This is a genomic window from Rubripirellula tenax (genome assembly GCF_007860125.1).
GTDB classification, from domain to species: Bacteria; Planctomycetota; Planctomycetia; order Pirellulales; family Pirellulaceae; genus Rubripirellula; species Rubripirellula tenax.
The window spans coordinates 189,150-207,336 of record NZ_SJPW01000001.1; the positions used below are offsets into that span (position 1 = coordinate 189,150).

Sequence of the window (18,187 nt, forward strand, 5' to 3'; positions counted from 1 at the left end):
GATCATGTCAGATTCCGGACGGACCGTACTGATCGCGGAAGACGACCCCGTTTTCCGCCGCGTGCTTAGCTTCACGATCGGTCGTGGCGGCTTCGTTGTCGAAACCGCCAGCGACGGAGAGGCTGCCTATCAACGAATTTGCCAAGGCGGAATCGGATTCTTGGTGACCGATCACCAAATGCCGGGCTGCAGTGGAATCGAACTACTCGAACGCATCGCCATCCATCCCGACGCGATCGCAATCCCAACGATTCTGTGTACGGCGAAAGGCTTCGAGCTCGATACGATCGCGATTCAACGCAAGTATCATCTCGTCGACGTGCTGAATAAACCGTTCAGCCCGCGACGATTGGAAGAATTGATCGTGAAGCACCTTGGTGTGTCACCGTCCACTCCGAATGCTGCCGAGTCGGCGGTCGGGTCGTGGTCTCATGGCTGATTCGCACTCGAATCGTTTCCCGCTTGCAACGACAAGGATTGGCTTGACCTTTCTTACCGTTGCGATCTGCATTTTGGCATGCACCATCGGCGCCGCGTCAATGCCATTGGAAACAGGCACACATTCCCTGCTTTGGATCATCGCGTTGGCGGCATGCTGCACCGGCGGGCTGGTCGCGATGAGTTCTGTGCGTGCGATCCGAACGATCGAAGTCGAATTGCGACGAGGCACCGCTTTAGCTCCCAACGCAGGTAACGATTCGTCACCCACCGCCGAACACAGACTGGCGATTCAGCGCCGGGCTCGTTCCGTGTTTGGAAACGACCCGGTTGCCGATGGCTGGAATCAATTGATGGAAACGATCCATTTCTTCCACATGCAATCGTCTGCACCGCAGTCGCAGACCGACCGACCGACTGCCTCGCTCGACAAAGAAGCCGTCACCCTTGCGCGGGCGATGCGCGGACTGCCTGTTGCGTGGGTCATTACCGACAACGACGGAAACATCCGTTTCATGTCACCAGCCGCATGCGGAATGCTGTCCCTTGACGAGGACTCGTCAAAGCTAGCTGGCCGAGATCTTGCCGAGCTGCTGGGACTGCGCGACGAAAGCGACCCTGCCGACCTGGAACAATTGTTCGGTCCCGTCCGCATGGTCCATTGTCGGCGACGGCTGACGGTGCAATCCAATCCGCTGCAGATCCGCATCACCCGGTCCCGATTAGCCGGGCGACGAGGCGACGTGGAGGGACTCGCTTGGATTCTGCTCGACATCACCCAACAGCGATTGGCGACCGAAGCCCGCGATGACTTCCTGATGACGGCGACGCACGAACTTCGAACGCCGTTGACCAATCTGCAAGCCTACGCCGAAGCGCTCCAGCAATGCGATGATCTGCAAGTCGATCGTCAAAAAGAATTCTGTAACGTGATCAACAGCGAAGCGAATCGCCTTGGTCGCCTGATCGATCAACTCTTGACGGTCAGCCAGATGGAAGCCGGATCGATGGTCGTCAATCGACACCAATTGGATGTGCTGCCACTGGTCACCTATGCCGCCGAGCAATTGACGGCCCAGGCAGAACAAAAATCGATCGCAATTGTAACTCGTGTTCTCGCAAAATCGCCCGTCGTGTACGGAGACCGAGACAAGCTATTGGCGACGCTGGTCAATCTGCTTGGCAACGCGATCAAGTACACGCCCGATGGCGGCGAAGTCGTTTTGCGCGTGGCATCGGACGAGCGTTGGATTCGCATTGATATCGAAGACAACGGCCCCGGCATCCCCGAAGACGAACAGCCCAAGGTATTCGATAAATTCTATCGCTGTGTCGCAACACGTGAATCGACCGAGCGCGGCAACGGACTGGGACTAGCGTTCGCTCGCGAAGTCGCCCGCCTGCATGGTGGCGATTTGGACCTGCGAAGCACCCTGGGCGAGGGCAGCGTCTTTACACTTCGCCTTCCTACACCCGCGGCGGGATCGACGCGATGACACGCCTAGAACGTCACGGCGCGATCAGTGCGATCCGCCCATCGGGGCCGATCCGCGCCGATGGCATCGAAGCACTGCAGTCACGGACTCAGCCTGCGCTCTCGGGCGGCATCCCGAATATCGTCATCGATCTGTCGGACACACCGCTGATCGACGGTGCTGGCTTGGAGTGGATCCTTTCATTGGATGACGTGTGTTGCAACCGTGGCGGTTGCGTCCGCATTAGCGGGGCGAACGAACTGTGTGTCGACATACTGCGCATCACAGGCGTCGGGAAAACGGTTCAACAATTCAGCGACTTGACCGCAGCGCTGGGGGCGTTCGCATGACGCACGCCACATCCCTTCACGCAAAGATTGACACCGACCCGTCCCAGGTGGCGTCGATCGCGATGCCATCGAAACCCGCACGGCCGCGTGCAAACAAAGCTGGCGTTCCGCTGGGCCAACGTTTGATCGAAGCGGGCCTATTGCGGACGGACCAATTGGAGTCCGCGCTAACGCACCAAACCGCCGAAACGGAGCGAATGAAGGCGCGTGCCGGCCAATCCGAAGCCCAACGCCAACGCAACGGCCGCACGAAACGACTGGGCGAAGTCATCACCGAACTGGGTTTGGTGGATGAAAGCGACTTGATTCCGCACATGGGTGAACAACTGGGCGTCGAAGGCGTCCGGCTTCGCGAAGGATTGATTGATCCCATCGCGATCGCCTTGGTGCCGCGTGAGTATGCCGAACGACTTCACGCACTGCCGCTGATGAAAGTGCGTGACGAGTTGACCGTGGCCATGGCCGACCCCCATGACTTGGCCGCCATCGATACGCTGAAACGAATCAGCGGATGCCGCGTTCGACCCGTCTTTACTCTCGCGTCCAGCATCGAACGATTGATGCCACGGTGTTACGAAGACGACTTTGCCGTCGACTCGGTCACCGCCGACTTGGATGTCGAACAGCTTGAACTGGAAACCGAAGCGATTGATCTGGACCTGACCGGTTCGATGCAGATCGCCGAAGGAAGCCCGGTCATCAACTTGGTCAACTATGCCATCGTCCAAGCGATCAGCCAGGGCGCCAGTGACATCCATATTGAACCCGGCGTCAAGGCAACATCAGTTCGCTTTCGCATCGACGGTGCGCTTCGCGAAGTGATGAAGCCTCGCAAAGATTTGCACGCCGCGATTGTTTCGCGAATCAAAGTCATGGCGAAACTGGACATTGCCGAACACCGTCAACCGCAAGACGGACGACTGCACGTGCGAATGAATCGACGCGACGTCGACTTGCGTGTCTCGACACTGCCAACGGTACTGGGCGAAAAGGTTGTTCTACGAGTTCTTGATCGTCAACGGCTGACGTTTGATCTGAACAAGTTGGGCATGACCGACCACGCTCTTGAATCGGCCAATCGCATGTTGAAGCGACCGCACGGATTGGTCTTGGTCACCGGGCCTACAGGCAGCGGAAAAACAACGACACTGTACTCGGCCATTGAATTGATCAAAGGCGTTCAGCGAAACATCGTCACCGTCGAAGACCCCGTCGAATACCAATTGGAATTGATCAACCAGGTTCAAGTCCAAACCGATACCGGCATGACGTTCGCTAAGGCGCTGCGAAGCATTTTGCGACAAGACCCCGACGTGATCATGGTCGGTGAAATTCGTGATCGCGAGACGGCGGAAACAGCAATCCAAGCGGCGCTGACCGGCCACTTGGTCCTCAGCACACTGCACACCAATGACAGCGCTTCGGCGGTCACGCGATTGATCGACATGGGTGTCGAACGATTCAAGATTTCCGCCGCCCTGGTCGGCGTCGTTGCACAGCGATTGGTTCGCAATCTGTGCCCACATTGCAAAGAAACGTACTATCCGCCGGCCAAATTATTGGCCGAGATGAAGTACGAGGGCGACACGCGTCACCCGTTTGCGCAAAGCCGCGGTTGCACCCAGTGTTTCGAATCGGGCTACCGAGGTCGATCGGGAATCTACGAAATGCTCGAGAGCGATTCTACGCTGCGTGGCCTGATCAACGCCGGCGCGGACCTGGACGCGATTCGCGCCGCCCACACCGGACAAACATTGATGACCGAGGGTCTGCGATTGGCCGCCGATGGAATCACTTCGCTTGAAGAGATCAGCCGCGTTGCGATGGCTGATTGACGCTTCCAAGAATCCGAATCGATGACCGCCGCCGCGGTCTTCTCACAAAGCCAACATGACGATGCATACCGCCTACGCCCCGATCGACGTCGCAAGTGCCGACAACATCGCCGATATTTTTGCCGACACAAGAACATCGGCGGTGGGCAAAGTAGAGCGGTCAAGCTCTGCGTCAAACGAATGGATTCCGGTATCCCAAAGCCGCGTGCTACTGGCGATCAACCAACTTTCGGTGATGAGCCAAAACGGGATCGAAATCGCCGAAGCCCTCGAAAGCGTTGCCAAACATTGCCCCGACCTTCGCCTGGCGCGGTCGCTCAACCAGATTCACGACGCCGTCAACGGTGGGCAGTCGTTCTCGCAAGCCGTCGCTCAACACGGCCGCTATTTTCCTTCGACGCTTGCGCCGATGTTGGCCGCGGCGGAACAGTCCGGTGAAGTTCCCGAAACGCTTGGACGGGTTTGCGCGCGGATGCGTGGCGAGATGCAAATGCGAGGCACCATCGTCGGCGCCCTTATCTATCCCGCGATTCTTGTTGGCGCATCGACGATCGTGATGACGGCATTGATCATGGGGGTGTTGCCGCAATTCAGTCGAGTTTTCGAATCGATGGGCAAGCCGATTCCCGTCTACACACAGTGGTTGCTTGCATTCGGCGACTTTTGCCAAGACTGGTGGTGGTTGATCGTTCCCGCGGTGGTATCCCTCATCGCCGGGGCGGTGATGCTTCGATCACACTCGATCGTCCGTCGCCCGTTGGGCCGATTTTTGATGTACGGGCCGATGATCCGCGACGCGTACCGACCGCTGCAAGCCGGACGCATGCTGCGCACGATCGCCGCAATGGTGCAGGGCGGTGTACCGATGCTGCAAGCCGTTCAGCTTTCCCGTCGGACGACGAATGATAGATACTGGCAGGAACTACTCAGCCAGATCGAAAGCAATTTAATCGAGGGATTGCCCGCCAGCCAAGCCATCACTGAAGTCGACTTTGTGCCTCCCGAAACCTCCCAAATGATGGCGACTGCGGAACGCACCGGTCGAGTTGCCGAAGTTTTGGAAGACATCGGAACGTTCTACGAGGAAGAAGCCTCGCGGCGGATCAAACGACTGGTCGTCGCGCTGGAACCGGCCGTCATTCTGGTCATGGGCATCGTCGTTGCTGGCGTCGTTATGTCCGTGATGTTGCCGATGTTGGATATTTCGACGATCGGTTCGTAACGAACATGCCGATTGTCACGGCAACCATGACGAATCGGCGAAGAGGAATCGTCAAGGAAACGCATCGATGTCGTCGGCACCGTGATGGGTAACGTAAACCTTTCTGTCCCATTCTCGCTCGGCACAACTTCTCCATCCCCAAGTCCCACCTCCTAAGTCCGTCGTCCCTGATGCGTCCTCTTTCGTCACTAACGTCGCTCGTCTCGAAGTGGGGGCAATCGTCGCCCCGCTTGCATCGACGGCTGCGCTACGTCGGGATCGACATTGGAATCGACCGTGTGACGGTGGCCATGCTGGGCTGGATCCAGCATGACCCGAAACAAGAAGGGACGATCGGATGGATCTCGCGGACACAATTCATCGTTCCCGTGGATCCATCGGCCCAGCCCAAGTCGGACTGGATCGATCGCGTGGTCGAGACGTTGACATCGGAACTGCCACGCTGTCTGGACGGACATCGTGTGATCGCAACGCTATCGCTACCATCGACCTGGGTTCACTATCAAACCGTTGCCGCGAACGAACTGGCAACGACGAAACGACAAAGTGACGAGATGTTTCGATCGTCAATCTTCAAGAGCGATTCCCATGTGACGCACTGGCCAGTCGTCCAGGGCAATGACTCCCGATTGGTCGCCGCGACCGGCGCGGCCGCCGCCGCCCGCGTCGCAAAGGCCGTCGCCGACGTCGGTTACGAAATCGGAACGATCCTGCCTGCGGGCGCCGCGATGATGCATGCGTCGTCGTTGACGTCCATGACACCATCGTCCGTCATTCTTTTGGACCCGATCGGGGGCCTGATCGCGCTATCAAGTGCGACGCTTCCCGAACCACCCACTTGTGGACTTTGCCGCACGCTGCCGACTTGCACCACGGGAAAAGCATCACCGCAGTTCGTCGACGAATTGGAACCGTGGCTGGGCGAAGTCGCGGCCGAATACGAAGCCACTTGCCGATTCGCGACTCGAAACGGTGCCAAACTTTCAGCGACTTCTCCGATTTTGATCGGCGGAAGACTCGCGCACATCGACGGCGTAGCCGCCACGCTGGCGACGTTGACCAACCGCCCCGTTGCACCTTGGCGATACGCCGGCCGCTTTCGACCGAGCGATGCGACCGTCGTCAATCGGAACCACGACGCCACCGACGCTTTGGCGATTTCGCTCGCCTATTGCAGCATCGGATTGGCCGGTTCCAGACGGAGTCAACTGCGATGAGCACACGTTTTCGATCACCGACGGCATCGGCTACAGCCGCCACGATGCTGCGATCCTTCGAACTACTGCCGCCGACTTACCGGTACGAACAGTTTTTGACCGCCGTTCGGTTGGGCTATCTGACTGTCATAGCAGCGTTAACCGCAATTTTTGTTTCGGCCGCCGCGGCAACGACGATGCGTCGAACCGCTCAACAGCATCGACATCAAACGATCGCGTCGGAAGCAGTCCCGTTGATGGCGATGCGACAAGCAGTGATGCGATTGCAAACTGAAAATGAACGTCGCAGTGGTTTGTGCCAACAAGTACAGTCCGCAAAGCCGAACGATGACATTTTGCAAACCGTCGCCGCGATCGCCGCTTCGACAGCAGATTTCGACGACACGATTTCAATCGACAGCCTGCACGTTCGCTTGCCCATCGAGTTCGAAACGGACTCGACGCAATCGACCGCACCGAAAATTCCAACATGGGCATCTCCGCATTTGAATGTGCTGGCGAAGGTTGCCGATACGGCAACAGCACTACAATGGCTGGATCGGATGAACGCCCACCCACGGATCTCGTCGGCAACGACGCTAGATGCGTTACCGACGGTTGAAGAGAACCAGTTGTTGCGATTTCCGATCACAATCAAGGCAAACCCCATCGCGTCGGGGACACTGCCATGAACGAACGAATGAAGTCATTGCCGACGATATCATCTTGGCTTTTGAAAGTCACGGGAACACCCGCGCGATGCCATATCGCCGGATCGATCGTGATCGCGATCCTAGTGGTGGCCACAGGATGGGTCTCGACACAGGACCTTCGAGCTTCGGTAACGACTCGCTTTCAAGGCGTCGACGTCAACCTTGATGACGCCCATGCGTTGATTCTTTCCAGCGACGGATGGCGTCAGGGATACGCAAGAATCAGCGAGGCATCTGCGTCGATCGAACAAACGATGACGAACATCGCACAGTGGTTGCCAACCGACATTGATCCCCAGGCAGTCGCAATCCAACTGCGCCGCTTGGCTGCCGAGAACGGCTTGACGATCAATCGGCCAGAGATCGGAACACGGCACGTCGGCACACGTGTTGGCGTCGTCACGGGACGCTGCGAGATCCACGGCAATTGCGACGACGTTTACGCGTTCCTCGCCGGCCTGCCGAATCAGAAGATCGCCATTGCGGTCGGCGAATTGCAACTCAGCCGACCGGCGACAACGAACGAAGGGTCCGATACCGATCCGTGTGTCGCGACAATCGAATTTCGCATTCCGTTTGCGGCCGAAGGCACTGCCGCGGCACAGCTACTGAAGCTACGCATAGCGTCACCGGATGCTGCATCGAATGATGCCAATCGCCAAAGGAACGATGCCTGATGTCTGCAACGCCATCCGAAAAGACGCCATCGTCCAAGCAAACCAAACAAATCGTATTGGTCGCAATCCTATCGATCGGATTGTTGATTGCGATGCTGACTCAGCCGTCGGACGAGTCGTCCGAATTGTCCGAATCATCGGACCTAGCCGCCACGTTAGCGACCGTTGCGACAATCTCGCCGGCGACGGCGACACCGATTTTGCGAACCACGACGGCGATAGCCAACTTTTCGCAGACTCGCACGCTGCCACGCACTGAACTCAACCAGATCCGGAAGACGCCACTTTTTCGATCCGATCTCAAGTCACCGTCAACGATCGCGGCAAGCGAAGCCGTCCGAGCGGTCTACGGCAGTGCATTGGGACACCGAGCATTGGTCGATCGAGAGATTCTGACGGACGGACAATCACTCAGCGACGGCCGGACCATCGTCCGCGTCACCAGTGACGGGATTCAATTGAGCAAAAACGTACCTTAAAGACGACGGGTTTCACACGCCGTTGCATTTTTCGCAATCGATATCACCGGAAACTTCGCTTTGATGCGAAAAGACGGTGCGTCGTTGCGTCGATAACGAAGAAACAATCCCTTTCTCGATCACAGCGATTTGCATTTCGCAAAAACGCTGCACCCCCATCAACGGCCGTCCCTATGAATCCTTTCGACGAAAACGGCTTGCGAAAAGCGGCCATTTTGTTGATGAGTCTGCCGACGAAAGCGGCTGCGCAAATTCTGGGCCAACTGCCGCCACGGTACATCGAAGCGATCAGCATCATGATCGCCCAAACCGAATCGGTGGGTGGCAACGATCAGGAAATGGTGATCGCTGAGTTTCTGACCAGCAAAGCCAGTTCGTTGTATGCCAGCCCAGGCGGACTCGAGCGTGCCAAGGAACTGATTCGCGAAGCTCTCGGCCGAGACGCTAACGAGCTGATCGGAAATCTTCAGCAGACCATCGAAGCGATGCCGTTCGGCTTCATCAAGAAAGTCGACTCACAAACGCTGCTGCAATTTATCGGCGACGAACATCCGCAAACGATCGCACTGCTGCTTAGCCATTGTCCGGGCAACTATGCTGCCGAAGTCTTGGCCGGGCTAGATCCCGAGAAACAACTGGAAGTCATTCGGCGTATCGCCGCGATCGGACGAACCAGCCCCGAGGCGGTTGCCGAATTGGAGTTCGGGCTTGAGATGCGATTGTCCAGCATGGTCAACCAACAACAATCCAACACCGGTGGCGTCGCGAACGTCGCCGAGATTCTGAACGTTTGCGAACGTTCGATCGAGCGCACCATCATGGAATCACTTGGCCGCGAAGACCCCGAGTTGTCGGATGAAATCCGCCGCTTGATGTTCGTGTTCGAAGACATTTGCAAATTGGCCGACCGCGACATTCAAGCATTACTCAAGAACGTCGAAACCGCCCAATGGGCTATGTCGCTTAAAGGCGCAAGCCAGCAATTGCAAGACAAGGTCATGCGAAACATGTCATCGCGTGCGGCCGAAAACCTGCGCGAAGAAATGGAATACCTGGGCAGCGTCCGCGTCAGCGAAGTCGAGGGCGTCCAACAAAAGATCGTGGACATTGTTCGTCATCTCGAAGACAGCGGCGAAATTTCGCGTCCGACTGGCGAAGAGGAAGAAGAGTACGTCAACTGAGCGACTTCACCACCGATTCGATCTCGCCGCGATGAACGCGAGTTCGAATCGTGTCGCCGACGTTCACAACGTCGGTCGATTCGATCGCGTTTCCCACGGCATCAAGCGTCACACTGTATCCCCGCGTCAGCACGCTCAGCGGTGACAACGCCGAAAGCGAAGCTGCTTGCGTTGCCAATTTTGCCGCATCCAGCCGAAGCTTGGTGAACATCGCGCGACGCGCGCGAGCATCCAGTTCGTCCAGATATCGCGATCGCAAATGAACGATCTCGTGCGGTTTGCGAAAACCAGTACGCGAAGCAATTTGATTCAACCGCAATCGGCGGGAATCGATCGATTGACGCATCGATCGATCCAAGCGGCGACTCAATTCAGTCACCGATCGATCAAACATCTTGGCATCGGGCAACACTCGCGTGGCCGCATCCGTTGGCGTCAATGCGCGCACATCCGCCGCCATATCACAAAGCGTGACGTCGATCTCGTGCCCAACGGCCGACACCGTGGGGATCCTCGACGCGGCGACCGCACGGACGACGGGTTCTTCATTGAAACACCACAAGTCTTCGAGGCTGCCGCCGCCTCGCGTCAAAATCAAAGCGTCCAGCGCCGGCGCATAGCGGTGTGCCTGCTTGATCGCAGCCACGATCGACGCCGCCGCGGTCGGCCCTTGAACCACCGCGGGAATGACGACGATCTCGACACCGCGAAAACGGCTCGACGCGGCTTGCAGAAAATCGCGAATCGCGGCGCCACTCTGGCTGGTGATAACACCGATTCGTCGCGGGCATCGCGGAAGCATGCGTTTGCGCTGGGCGGCGAAGATTCCTTCGGCGTCAAGTTTGGCTTGCAGGTCCAGAAACCGTTTCTGAAGAGCCCCCAGCCCTTGAAGTTGGACCTGGCGAATGACCAACTGGTAGGTTCCGCGGGCCGCGTAGACTTCGACATCGCCGAAACAAAAGACCGATTGCCCATCGGCAAGATCGACGTCCAGTCGAGACGCCGTCCCGCGCCAGATCACGCCACGGATGTGCGAAGTCTCGTCCTTGAGCGTGAAGTAGAGGTGTCCGCTGCGCGGCCGGGACAGATCCGAAATTTCACCAGCGACCCATATCGACGGGAAAGTGCCTTCCAATATCGCTTTGATGTGGTGCGTCAGCTCGCTGACGGATACGGCGTGCGTGGAAGCGTTCATGGCATGGGCGGCAATGATGGGGAATGCGAACGACGGGCATCATGCTAACGCCGCTTCGATGGATCGCTAGGCCTTCGATTGCCGGTCGACCCTTTTCGGGCATCCTCACAGGTTGCTTGATCGGGCATCCGCCCGCGCCCCTTTTCGGGCATCCGCCCGGCGCCTACGCTTAGAATGCCTTTTTGATTCCCACTTGCGTCCCGATCACCACACCGGCGAGTCTCCACATGCTCGATTTGTTCGACTTCATCCGCGAAATTCCTGACTACCCGAAACCAGGCATCCTGTTTCGCGACATCACACCCATGCTGGCGAACCCCGATGCGCTTGCCCAAGCCGCCAATGCAATGGCGGAACCGTTCTTGGGGAAAAAGATCGACATCGTCGCCGCAGCCGAAGCGAGAGGTTTCATCTTCGCAGCACCGATCGCGATGGCGTTGGGCGCCGGGTTTGTCCCGATTCGAAAACCGGGGAAACTGCCCTTCGATCTGCATTCGTTCGCGTACGAATTGGAATACGGCACCGATGAATTGCAGATTCACGTCGACGGTGTCAAACCCGGCCAACGCGTTCTCTTGGTCGATGACCTTCTGGCAACCGGCGGTACGATCGAAGCCTGTTGTCGATTGCTCGAAAAATGTGACGCCCAAATCGTCGGCTGTTCGTTCCTGATCCACTTGGCCCAATTGGGCGGCGAAGATCGATTGAACCCGTACACGTGCCACTCGGTTCTGACCTACGACCAAGACGACTTAGAAAGTGAGCTCAGTCCGTCGGGTCGCGTTTAGGAACGCGAAGCTGATCGCGGACGTTGTTAGTGTAACGAAAAACCGCTGCTGATCCTGTTTCCAAATCCAGCAGCGGTCCCGCTACTCAACAGCGAAATGCTTTCCTGTGATTTTCGTTTCGCTCACGCGATGCTTAGCAACCGCAACCCGAGACGGCGGCTGCCGGTGCAACCGAACCGCAACCGAACCGCGTCCGCGTCCGCGTCCGCGTCCGCGTCCGCATCCGCATCCGCATCCGCAACCGAACCGCAACCGGTGCTGATCGGAGCCGACGCGGGTGCAGCAACGCCACAACCGCAATCGCCAGCCGACACAGCAACGCCCGAAGCCGCTCCACCGTCACAGCAAGGTGTGATGACTTCTTCTACCAAGCGAGGAACCATCTTGCAGACTCGGACTTGGACTTCTTTGGTCACGGTGAAAGGAACTTGCACGGTGTACTCTTCGATTTTCTCTTCGCAAACGCGATCGTATCGAGTCGTTTCATACGATTCCATCGAGTACTGCGGCTCGTTGTACGGATAGCTGACTTCCTTCGTGCGTTCTTCGGTCTTGTAGGTGACATGAGGAACCGCTTCCGTCTTGGTGACGGTCTTTTAGCTCAGTTCCTTACACATACGTGTGCGAGTTTCTTCGTTGTACTGAACAACTTTACGCCGACGAGTACGAGTTTCGTCAGCATAGACACAGGATAGGGCAACCTTGACGGTGTAGGTTTCGGGAACGTCAACCAATTGCGGAACGCGAACGGCGTAGTTCTCGGCGACTTCGTTCCAAACGGGAACCGATTCGGTCAGTTCGACGGTCTTTTCCGACTTCACAGGAACGAGAACCGAATAGCGGACGAAAAGTTCGACGAAGCGATCGGCTGGCAGGAAAAAGTGGTCGAAATGGTCGCAGGCCAAGTGAAGGAATTCGCCCCAAAAATATGGGTCCGAAACCAAAACGATCTCCCGTTTACCAACGATCCCGACAACGCCGATGACGCGCCGCCTGTCGAAGTCGTCGACAAAACGGACGGCGAAAAACAGCCCGTCACCACCACAGCCGACGCCGAAAAACCGGACGCATAATTACAGTTTCGCGGGCGAATTCGTTGGCCGATGCTACAATGGGAACTGGTGAGAGTCACCAAATCTAAATTTCGCATGTGAGTATTGGTATGAATCGCTCGTCGCTCGTTTTCGTTCTGGTTGGATCTTTGTTCGGGGCCGTCGCGGCCCCGTCGGCCGCCGACGCCCAAATTCGGGTCGGCGCCTTCGGCGGTGTCAGTGTTCGAGTGCCGTTTGTCGGCGTGGACGTGCTGCCCTTCGGCGGCGGGACACGCGTTCGAGCACCGTTCACGTCCGTGGGAACGGGTTTCTACGGAGGCGGATTTTATGGCGCCGATCCGTTTTACCGCGGACCTCGTCTGTATGACGATCTATACGGATACCGTTCGGGTTATCGATACGGCAGCCGCTACGATTATGGGTACCGACCCTATGATGACCACCCCGCCTATCTTTATGGTCCACCGCCGGTGATCGCCGTTCCTGTCGTGCCCCACTACGGCAACCCCGGTTATGTCTACACCGAACCTTATGCAGACTTGCGTTACGTTGCGCCGCTGGATCGCGATCCTTCGGGTTACCAACCCGATTACCAATCCGCTCGTCCGGCCATCGTGTCGCCACCGGCTTCGTTGGTCGACGATCTGCGATCTGCGGCCCAGCGGTTGTCCAGCGCGTTGACGCGACGTCCCGATGACGCCGATATTTGGCAAGACTATTTGGGCCCCAACCAGATCATCGAAACGATCGATCGAGGCGGGGCTCCCGCTGAATTGCGATCGCTATTGATGAACTACGAAGGACTCAGCGGCAATTCGCAACTGTCCAGCATCTGGATCGTTGATGGTTTTCGCCAGACACACCGCTTGCTACGCCAATGGGTGGAATCTGAATCCGGCGAATCATCAGATGAGTCGGTGTTACACAGCGGGCCATCGGTGTTGGAGCCAAGCAATCCGACGTCGTCAGACCCAACGCCGGCCGCGCGAGTCAATTCGGCAGCGGGCGGCGACAGCGATGAAGCGGAATCCGGCGACGACGCATTGCTGTCGCCTCGTCCAGTCACGCCGTTGTAGGGCGAGACGAAGTTTCGGGCTTGAACAAGCTTGGACTTGATCAAGTGGACGCTGTATCAGGCGATTGTCACGCGAACGCCATCCAGGTTGCCGCCTAGGAATCGACACGCATTACGGTGCCGATTATGCCGGTTTTAACGCCACTAAAATGGTGGGATCAGGGTCGGAATAGCGAATTGCTAGGTTTTAACTATTCCGCGGGTTGTTAAAGTAGGGTGAATGTGGCGAAGCGTGTCGGCACGCTCGACCCCCATCCCCTTCAACTTTTCTGGTTCAGGCCGATGCCCAATTCTTTCGAACAGTGGACCTACGCGATGAAGCGTCATTGGTTTCTGTCGATTTTCGCATTCGTCTCGATCATGGCAATCGCTGTGGTGGTGATCCTGTTTGCCCCTCGCGCCTATCACTCAGAGGCCAAGCTGTTGCTACGCGTGGGTCGCGAAAGCATCAGTGTCGATCCCACCGTAACGACGGTTGGCGAAACGATCAGCATGCAGCAGACTCGCGCGAACGAGATCCAGTCAGCGATCGGCGTCATGCAAAGCCGCCAGATCCTGGAACAAGTTCTTGATCAAGTCGGCGTCGACGTCGTGCTTAGCGGTGAAATGAAGGGCGATGACGACGAAAACGATAATGGCAAGTCGATCGTACCGACTTGGGCGCGAGACGCCATCGCCAAGGCGAAAGACAAGGTCGCGTCGATTGATCCCGTCACGCCACGGGAAGCCGCGCTGACAGCACTGTCCAAAGGCATCGGCATCTACGCGGCGACGGAATCGAGCGTCGTATCGGTCGGTTACAAATCGAAGTCCGCCGACGTCGCGCAAGCCGTCGTTGACTCTTGGATCGACAGCTACATCACGCATCACTCCAACGTCAATCGCTCGCCGGGAACTTACGCGTTCTTTTCCGAACAGGGCAACCTGCTGGAAGAACAGCTCGCCGCAGCCCGCATCGCGTTACTGGAAACGAAGAACGAATCCAACTTGGTCACCGTCGACGGCCAACAAAAGTTGCTGGAAGCTCAACTGACCAAAGTTCGCGACAGCATGATCGAAAGCGAGGCCGAGATCGCCTCGTTAGGGTCGCGATTGAAATCATACGATCGAATGATCCAAGGATCCGACGAAACGATCACCGAAGAGGTTTCCGGAATCGCGGATGAGGGTCGTGCGATGATGCGAAATCAATTGTTCGACCTTGAAGTTCTCGAGAAAGACTTGCGCAGCAAGTACAACGCCGGACATCCCAAGTTGGTCGCGATCGAACGACAACTCGAAGAAGCGGCAAGGATCGTCAGCGAACAGAATGTTGAACGCAAAGAGATCACCAAGTCGGTCAATCCGGCATATCAACAATTGGTCGAATACCGAATGTTGGATGAAGCCACACTCAGCGGCGCGATCGAACGTCAAAAGTCTCTGGAAGCGAAGCACGTTTCGCTGCAATCCGAATTGATGGAACTGAATCGAAACGAGCAGACGATCGCCACGGTCACCAACGAAGTCAAAATTCTAGAAGACCGTTACGCCCGCCATGCTGAAAAGCTGGAACAAGCTCGGTTGGATGAAGTGCTCGCCGATCAAAAGATCACAAGCGTCAATTTGGTCCAACACGCTTCGCTAGAACAGCGACCGGTCACGCCGAACAAACCACTGTGTGCGGTCGCCGGTTTTTTGGCTGCATGTGCCGCCGCAATCAGCCTTCCCGTTCTTCGTGAGTTTCAATTGTCGCGTCGACGCTCGATCGCCGAGACTCGCACATCACATCGCGATTGGAAATTCGAAAAACGTGGTGACGAAACCGCTGAATCGGTGCGGGCTCGGCCGCCTCACTTCGAATCCGAAACGACCGAGCCCGTGGGTGCCGGTTCCAGCCAAGACTGATCTGTATCGAGTCACCGACGCTCGAACGTCGACGCCGCAGACCACCAGACGGCCCACCTCAATCTCATGACACCTTCCATCACCGCCCCTACGCAATCGACGTTTGCCTTGTCGCACGACGATCGATCCGTCGTCGGCAGTGACTTGAACGCGGCCCAGAAACGTTGGTTGGAACGGTTCGCATTGATCGCGATTTGGTTGCTTCCGATCATGGTGTTCACGATGCCAACGGCAAAGTTTACCACCGCGTGGCAACCGCTCGACACGGCAAAGCTGCTCGTATTGTTCCTCACATGTTCGGGCGGCGCCCTTTCACTCGCTTACGTGCGATCCACCCACGTGTTGCGCCGGGTCCTCGATCCGTTAACGCCGTTCTATTTGTTTTTGGGATGGGCGTTGGTCAGCGTCCTTTGGTCACCGCTAAAGTCCGTCACGATCGCCCAATCGGGCGGTCTTGTCGCGATGCTGTTTTTCGCAACGATCGTTGCCATCGTTTGCACGGACATTGAACGGGCCAAGAGGCTATTGTTTCACCTTTGCAGCATGATGCTTGTGGCCAATGCGGTGGTCTTGATGGCGTATGTCATCAACCCTGAAATGTCGGGACTCGACCGCGGCCGCATCCACAGCGGTGGTGACGGATTGATTCACCCGACGGCGGCCGGCGCGACCGCGTCACTTGGATTGTTGCTTCCGGTCATGTGTCATTGGATCGGTGGTTATGCGTGGGCGAAGCGTTTTATGCTCCCCTGCCTAGTCATCCATGGCGCCGTCCTGGTCCTGTCCAACAGCCGAACGGCGTTGGCGATGGGATTCGTTACGATCGGGGCGATTTTGTTTTGGTACAGCACCAATCGTCAGCGTGCGACAACGATTTTCGCGGGATCGATGCTGTTGGTCGCCATCATGATTCTTGACCCCGGGTTCGAGATGGCGTCATCGACAGCCGACGTGGGAACCCAATTCGTTTCGCGAGGTCAATCGGGCGAACAACTCAAGGGCGTTTCGGGACGCGGCGAACTGTGGGCAGCCGTTTGGAATGAGTATCAAAAGTCCATGTTGCTGGGGCATGGATATTTTGTGACTAGCGAAACTGGCCAACTTCACGTTTGGCACGAGACGCACAATTACACGGCTCACAACTTGGCGCTACAAATTTTGGCGTCTACCGGCGCGATTGGATTCCTTTTGTTTGCCTTCGCACTGTTGCAAGTCTTTGTGGCGTCGCTGACGCTGGGGAAGGGCGACGCGAATCAGCGACACTTCCTCGTGATGATTCTGGTCACCACGATCTGGTTTTTGGGGTGGTCCCAATTGGGCGATTCATTCCTGGGCCCGATTCGCCCCGAATCCATCCTGTTTTTTACCTTTGTGGGAATTGGTGTCGGACAATCAACCCGTTTGCTGGCGCCACCTGGTCATCATTCGTCGTCGGCCAATCCATAGTCTTTGATCTTCTTGTGCAACGTATTGCGGTTGATACCCAACCTTGACGCGGCTTTCGTTTGGACGCCGCCACAAGATTGAAGCACCTGAGCGATGACCTCTCTTTCAATCTGCTCGACAATCGTCGAGTGAACATTCTCGGCAGCGCTTCCCGCCTCGCTTAGCCCCCGCGACACCAAACCCTTGGCCAGCGTTTCAAAATCGCCGGCGGTCGGTTCGTCATCGTCGTGCGTCTCGGACAACCCCGTCACGCATCCCGGCAATACATCGATCGTCAACTCGTCGGTTTCGGCCATCACGACGGCGCGCTCGATGTAGTTTTGCAGTTCGCGGACGTTCCCCGGCCAATGGTAATCCTGCATCGCCTCGATCACACCGGGGCCCATGTGAACGACGTAGCGGTCGTTCACTTCGTTGTAATGCTCTAGGAAAAACGAGACGAGCGACGGAATGTCGTCGCGGCGCCGACGCAGCGGCGGAATCTCGATCGGCACCACATTCAATCGCCAATACAAGTCTTCGCGGAACCGTTCGGCCCGGACTTCTTGCATCAAATCGCGGTTACTCGCCGCAACGATCCGTGCGTCCGTGCTAAGCGTGTTGGTGTCGCCGACGCGTTCAAACTCTTTCTCTTGCAACACACGCAGCAGCTTGACCTGCAACGTCAACGACGTGCTGTTGATCTCGTCCAAGAAGACCGTCCCACCATGAGCCGCTTCGAAGCGTCCGGTGCGGTTGGCGACCGCGCCGGTAAACGCACCGCGGACATGTCCGAACAGTTCGCTTTCCAGCAAGCTCTCGCTGAGCGCCCCGCAATTGACGCGAACGAACGGCCCGCCGCTGCGGCGTGACAAGCGGTGGACGGCGCTGGCGATCAGCTCTTTGCCGACACCGGTTTCGCCCAAAATCAAAACCGATGCGTTGCTGGCGGCGACTCGGCGGGTGATCCGGTACACCTCCTGCATCGCCGGCGAATTGCCGATGATTCCCGATATGGGCGGCCCCCCGGCTTGATTGCCGGGTCCGTGAGGGGAGGAGCCGCTGGAGGAGATGCCAAGAATCGCCATAAAGTCGCAGGAAAAAACTCGGTATTGGATGCGTCGTCCTCGGGTCCACTTGATCGATCGCCGCGCAAACCACGTCACGCGTCCGATCGACAAACGGTCCAGCCTCCCGAG

19 protein-coding genes are annotated in these 18,187 nt (G+C 57.3%); 15 read left to right on the forward strand and 4 right to left on the reverse strand.

Going from position 1 to position 18,187, the window contains the following annotated elements; genetic code table 11:
* The first annotated feature begins 4 nt into the window (after positions 1-4).
* The 10 genes from Poly51_RS00790 (at position 5) to fliG (ending at position 9,566) form a co-directional block, all read left to right on the forward strand.
* A complete protein-coding gene (locus Poly51_RS00790; RefSeq protein WP_146453450.1) occupies positions 5-439 on the forward strand; it encodes a response regulator in 435 nt (144 codons plus the stop codon).
* Positions 432-1,934 carry a sensor histidine kinase gene (locus tag Poly51_RS00795; protein ID WP_186775260.1) on the forward strand — a complete coding sequence of 501 codons (1,503 nt, stop codon included), beginning with the start codon at positions 432-434 and terminating at the stop codon, positions 1,932-1,934. Before Poly51_RS00790 ends, Poly51_RS00795 begins: the two co-directional genes overlap by 8 nt.
* Entirely contained in the window at positions 1,931-2,263 is a 333-nt protein-coding gene (locus tag Poly51_RS00800; RefSeq protein ID WP_146453452.1) for an STAS domain-containing protein, read from the forward strand. Before Poly51_RS00795 ends, Poly51_RS00800 begins: the two co-directional genes overlap by 4 nt.
* Positions 2,260-4,098 (forward strand): GspE/PulE family protein, encoded by a 1,839-nt coding sequence (locus Poly51_RS00805; RefSeq protein WP_146453453.1) that lies wholly within the window; start codon positions 2,260-2,262, stop codon positions 4,096-4,098. Before Poly51_RS00800 ends, Poly51_RS00805 begins: the two co-directional genes overlap by 4 nt.
* 55 nt (positions 4,099-4,153) lie before the next feature.
* Positions 4,154-5,320, forward strand: a complete 1,167-nt coding sequence (locus Poly51_RS00810) for a type II secretion system F family protein (protein WP_146453454.1) — start codon at positions 4,154-4,156, stop codon at positions 5,318-5,320.
* Between the two features lie 170 nt (positions 5,321-5,490).
* On the forward strand, positions 5,491-6,537 hold the full coding sequence (locus Poly51_RS00815; protein WP_146453455.1) for a hypothetical protein: 1,047 nt from the start codon (positions 5,491-5,493) through the stop codon (positions 6,535-6,537).
* Positions 6,534-7,208, forward strand: coding sequence for a hypothetical protein (locus tag Poly51_RS00820; protein ID WP_146453456.1), 675 nt, complete (start codon positions 6,534-6,536; stop codon positions 7,206-7,208). Before Poly51_RS00815 ends, Poly51_RS00820 begins: the two co-directional genes overlap by 4 nt.
* Positions 7,205-7,906, forward strand: a complete 702-nt coding sequence (locus tag Poly51_RS00825) for a hypothetical protein (protein ID WP_146453457.1) — start codon at positions 7,205-7,207, stop codon at positions 7,904-7,906. The genes Poly51_RS00820 and Poly51_RS00825 overlap by 4 nt, the downstream gene beginning before the upstream one ends.
* Positions 7,906-8,385 carry a hypothetical protein gene (locus Poly51_RS00830; protein WP_146453458.1) on the forward strand — a complete coding sequence of 160 codons (480 nt, stop codon included), beginning with the start codon at positions 7,906-7,908 and terminating at the stop codon, positions 8,383-8,385. The genes Poly51_RS00825 and Poly51_RS00830 overlap by 1 nt, the downstream gene beginning before the upstream one ends.
* Before the next feature lie 173 nt (positions 8,386-8,558).
* Positions 8,559-9,566 carry a flagellar motor switch protein FliG gene (gene fliG / locus Poly51_RS00835; RefSeq protein WP_146453459.1) on the forward strand — a complete coding sequence of 336 codons (1,008 nt, stop codon included), beginning with the start codon at positions 8,559-8,561 and terminating at the stop codon, positions 9,564-9,566.
* On the opposite strand, the gene xseA is transcribed toward fliG, so the two are convergent.
* On the reverse strand, positions 9,559-10,761 hold the full coding sequence (gene xseA, locus Poly51_RS00840) for an exodeoxyribonuclease VII large subunit (RefSeq protein WP_146453460.1): 1,203 nt from the start codon (positions 10,759-10,761) through the stop codon (positions 9,559-9,561). The two genes, fliG and xseA, sit on opposite strands and share 8 nt — an antisense overlap.
* A 227-nt stretch (positions 10,762-10,988) precedes the next feature.
* Between xseA and Poly51_RS00845 the strand changes: the two genes are divergently transcribed.
* Positions 10,989-11,549 (forward strand): adenine phosphoribosyltransferase, encoded by a 561-nt coding sequence (locus tag Poly51_RS00845; protein ID WP_146453461.1) that lies wholly within the window; start codon positions 10,989-10,991, stop codon positions 11,547-11,549.
* Between the two features lie 122 nt (positions 11,550-11,671).
* Here Poly51_RS00845 and Poly51_RS00850 read toward each other — a convergent pair whose 3' ends face one another.
* Together Poly51_RS00850 and Poly51_RS00855 are read right to left on the reverse strand one after the other, a co-directional pair.
* Positions 11,672-12,046, reverse strand: a complete 375-nt coding sequence (locus Poly51_RS00850) for a hypothetical protein (protein WP_146453462.1) — start codon at positions 12,044-12,046, stop codon at positions 11,672-11,674.
* 99 nt (positions 12,047-12,145) lie between these two features.
* On the reverse strand, positions 12,146-12,493 hold the full coding sequence (locus Poly51_RS00855; protein WP_315853649.1) for a hypothetical protein: 348 nt from the start codon (positions 12,491-12,493) through the stop codon (positions 12,146-12,148).
* Between Poly51_RS00855 and Poly51_RS30250 the strand changes: the two genes are divergently transcribed.
* The 4 genes from Poly51_RS30250 (at position 12,440) to Poly51_RS00870 (ending at position 17,009) form a co-directional block, all read left to right on the forward strand.
* Complete coding sequence (locus Poly51_RS30250) at positions 12,440-12,622, forward strand: hypothetical protein (protein WP_186775262.1); 183 nt, start codon at positions 12,440-12,442, stop codon at positions 12,620-12,622. The genes Poly51_RS00855 and Poly51_RS30250 overlap by 54 nt on opposite strands.
* Before the next feature lie 89 nt (positions 12,623-12,711).
* On the forward strand, positions 12,712-13,677 hold the full coding sequence (locus Poly51_RS00860) for a hypothetical protein (RefSeq protein ID WP_146453464.1): 966 nt from the start codon (positions 12,712-12,714) through the stop codon (positions 13,675-13,677).
* Between the two features lie 281 nt (positions 13,678-13,958).
* Entirely contained in the window at positions 13,959-15,563 is a 1,605-nt protein-coding gene (locus tag Poly51_RS00865; protein ID WP_146453465.1) for a GumC family protein, read from the forward strand.
* Positions 15,564-15,629: 66 nt separating this feature from the next.
* The gene (locus Poly51_RS00870; protein WP_146453466.1) at positions 15,630-17,009 is read left to right on the forward strand and encodes an O-antigen ligase family protein; all 1,380 of its coding nucleotides are present in this window, start codon (positions 15,630-15,632) and stop codon (positions 17,007-17,009) included.
* Here the strand turns inward: Poly51_RS00870 and Poly51_RS00875 are convergent.
* Entirely contained in the window at positions 16,985-17,974 is a 990-nt protein-coding gene (locus tag Poly51_RS00875; protein ID WP_246114280.1) for a sigma-54 interaction domain-containing protein, read from the reverse strand. The genes Poly51_RS00870 and Poly51_RS00875 overlap by 25 nt on opposite strands.
* Positions 17,975-18,187: the final 213 nt, after the last annotated feature.

Coding starts and splice junctions, on each gene's coding strand:
- Poly51_RS00790 (WP_146453450.1), top strand. CDS start 5: ATGTCAGATTCCGGACGGACCGTACTGATCGCGGAAGACGACCCCGTT.
- Poly51_RS00795 (WP_186775260.1), top strand. CDS start 432: ATGGCTGATTCGCACTCGAATCGTTTCCCGCTTGCAACGACAAGGATT.
- Poly51_RS00800 (WP_146453452.1), top strand. CDS start 1,931: ATGACACGCCTAGAACGTCACGGCGCGATCAGTGCGATCCGCCCATCG.
- Poly51_RS00805 (WP_146453453.1), top strand. CDS start 2,260: ATGACGCACGCCACATCCCTTCACGCAAAGATTGACACCGACCCGTCC.
- Poly51_RS00810 (WP_146453454.1), top strand. CDS start 4,154: ATGACGATGCATACCGCCTACGCCCCGATCGACGTCGCAAGTGCCGAC.
- Poly51_RS00815 (WP_146453455.1), top strand. CDS start 5,491: ATGCGTCCTCTTTCGTCACTAACGTCGCTCGTCTCGAAGTGGGGGCAA.
- Poly51_RS00820 (WP_146453456.1), top strand. CDS start 6,534: ATGAGCACACGTTTTCGATCACCGACGGCATCGGCTACAGCCGCCACG.
- Poly51_RS00825 (WP_146453457.1), top strand. CDS start 7,205: ATGAACGAACGAATGAAGTCATTGCCGACGATATCATCTTGGCTTTTG.
- Poly51_RS00830 (WP_146453458.1), top strand. CDS start 7,906: ATGTCTGCAACGCCATCCGAAAAGACGCCATCGTCCAAGCAAACCAAA.
- fliG (WP_146453459.1), top strand. CDS start 8,559: ATGAATCCTTTCGACGAAAACGGCTTGCGAAAAGCGGCCATTTTGTTG.
- xseA (WP_146453460.1), bottom strand. CDS start 10,761: ATGAACGCTTCCACGCACGCCGTATCCGTCAGCGAGCTGACGCACCAC.
- Poly51_RS00845 (WP_146453461.1), top strand. CDS start 10,989: ATGCTCGATTTGTTCGACTTCATCCGCGAAATTCCTGACTACCCGAAA.
- Poly51_RS00850 (WP_146453462.1), bottom strand. CDS start 12,046: ATGGAATCGTATGAAACGACTCGATACGATCGCGTTTGCGAAGAGAAA.
- Poly51_RS30250 (WP_186775262.1), top strand. CDS start 12,440: ATGGTCGCAGGCCAAGTGAAGGAATTCGCCCCAAAAATATGGGTCCGA.
- Poly51_RS00860 (WP_146453464.1), top strand. CDS start 12,712: ATGAATCGCTCGTCGCTCGTTTTCGTTCTGGTTGGATCTTTGTTCGGG.
- Poly51_RS00865 (WP_146453465.1), top strand. CDS start 13,959: ATGCCCAATTCTTTCGAACAGTGGACCTACGCGATGAAGCGTCATTGG.
- Poly51_RS00870 (WP_146453466.1), top strand. CDS start 15,630: ATGACACCTTCCATCACCGCCCCTACGCAATCGACGTTTGCCTTGTCG.
- Poly51_RS00875 (WP_246114280.1), bottom strand. CDS start 17,974: ATGCAGGAGGTGTACCGGATCACCCGCCGAGTCGCCGCCAGCAACGCA.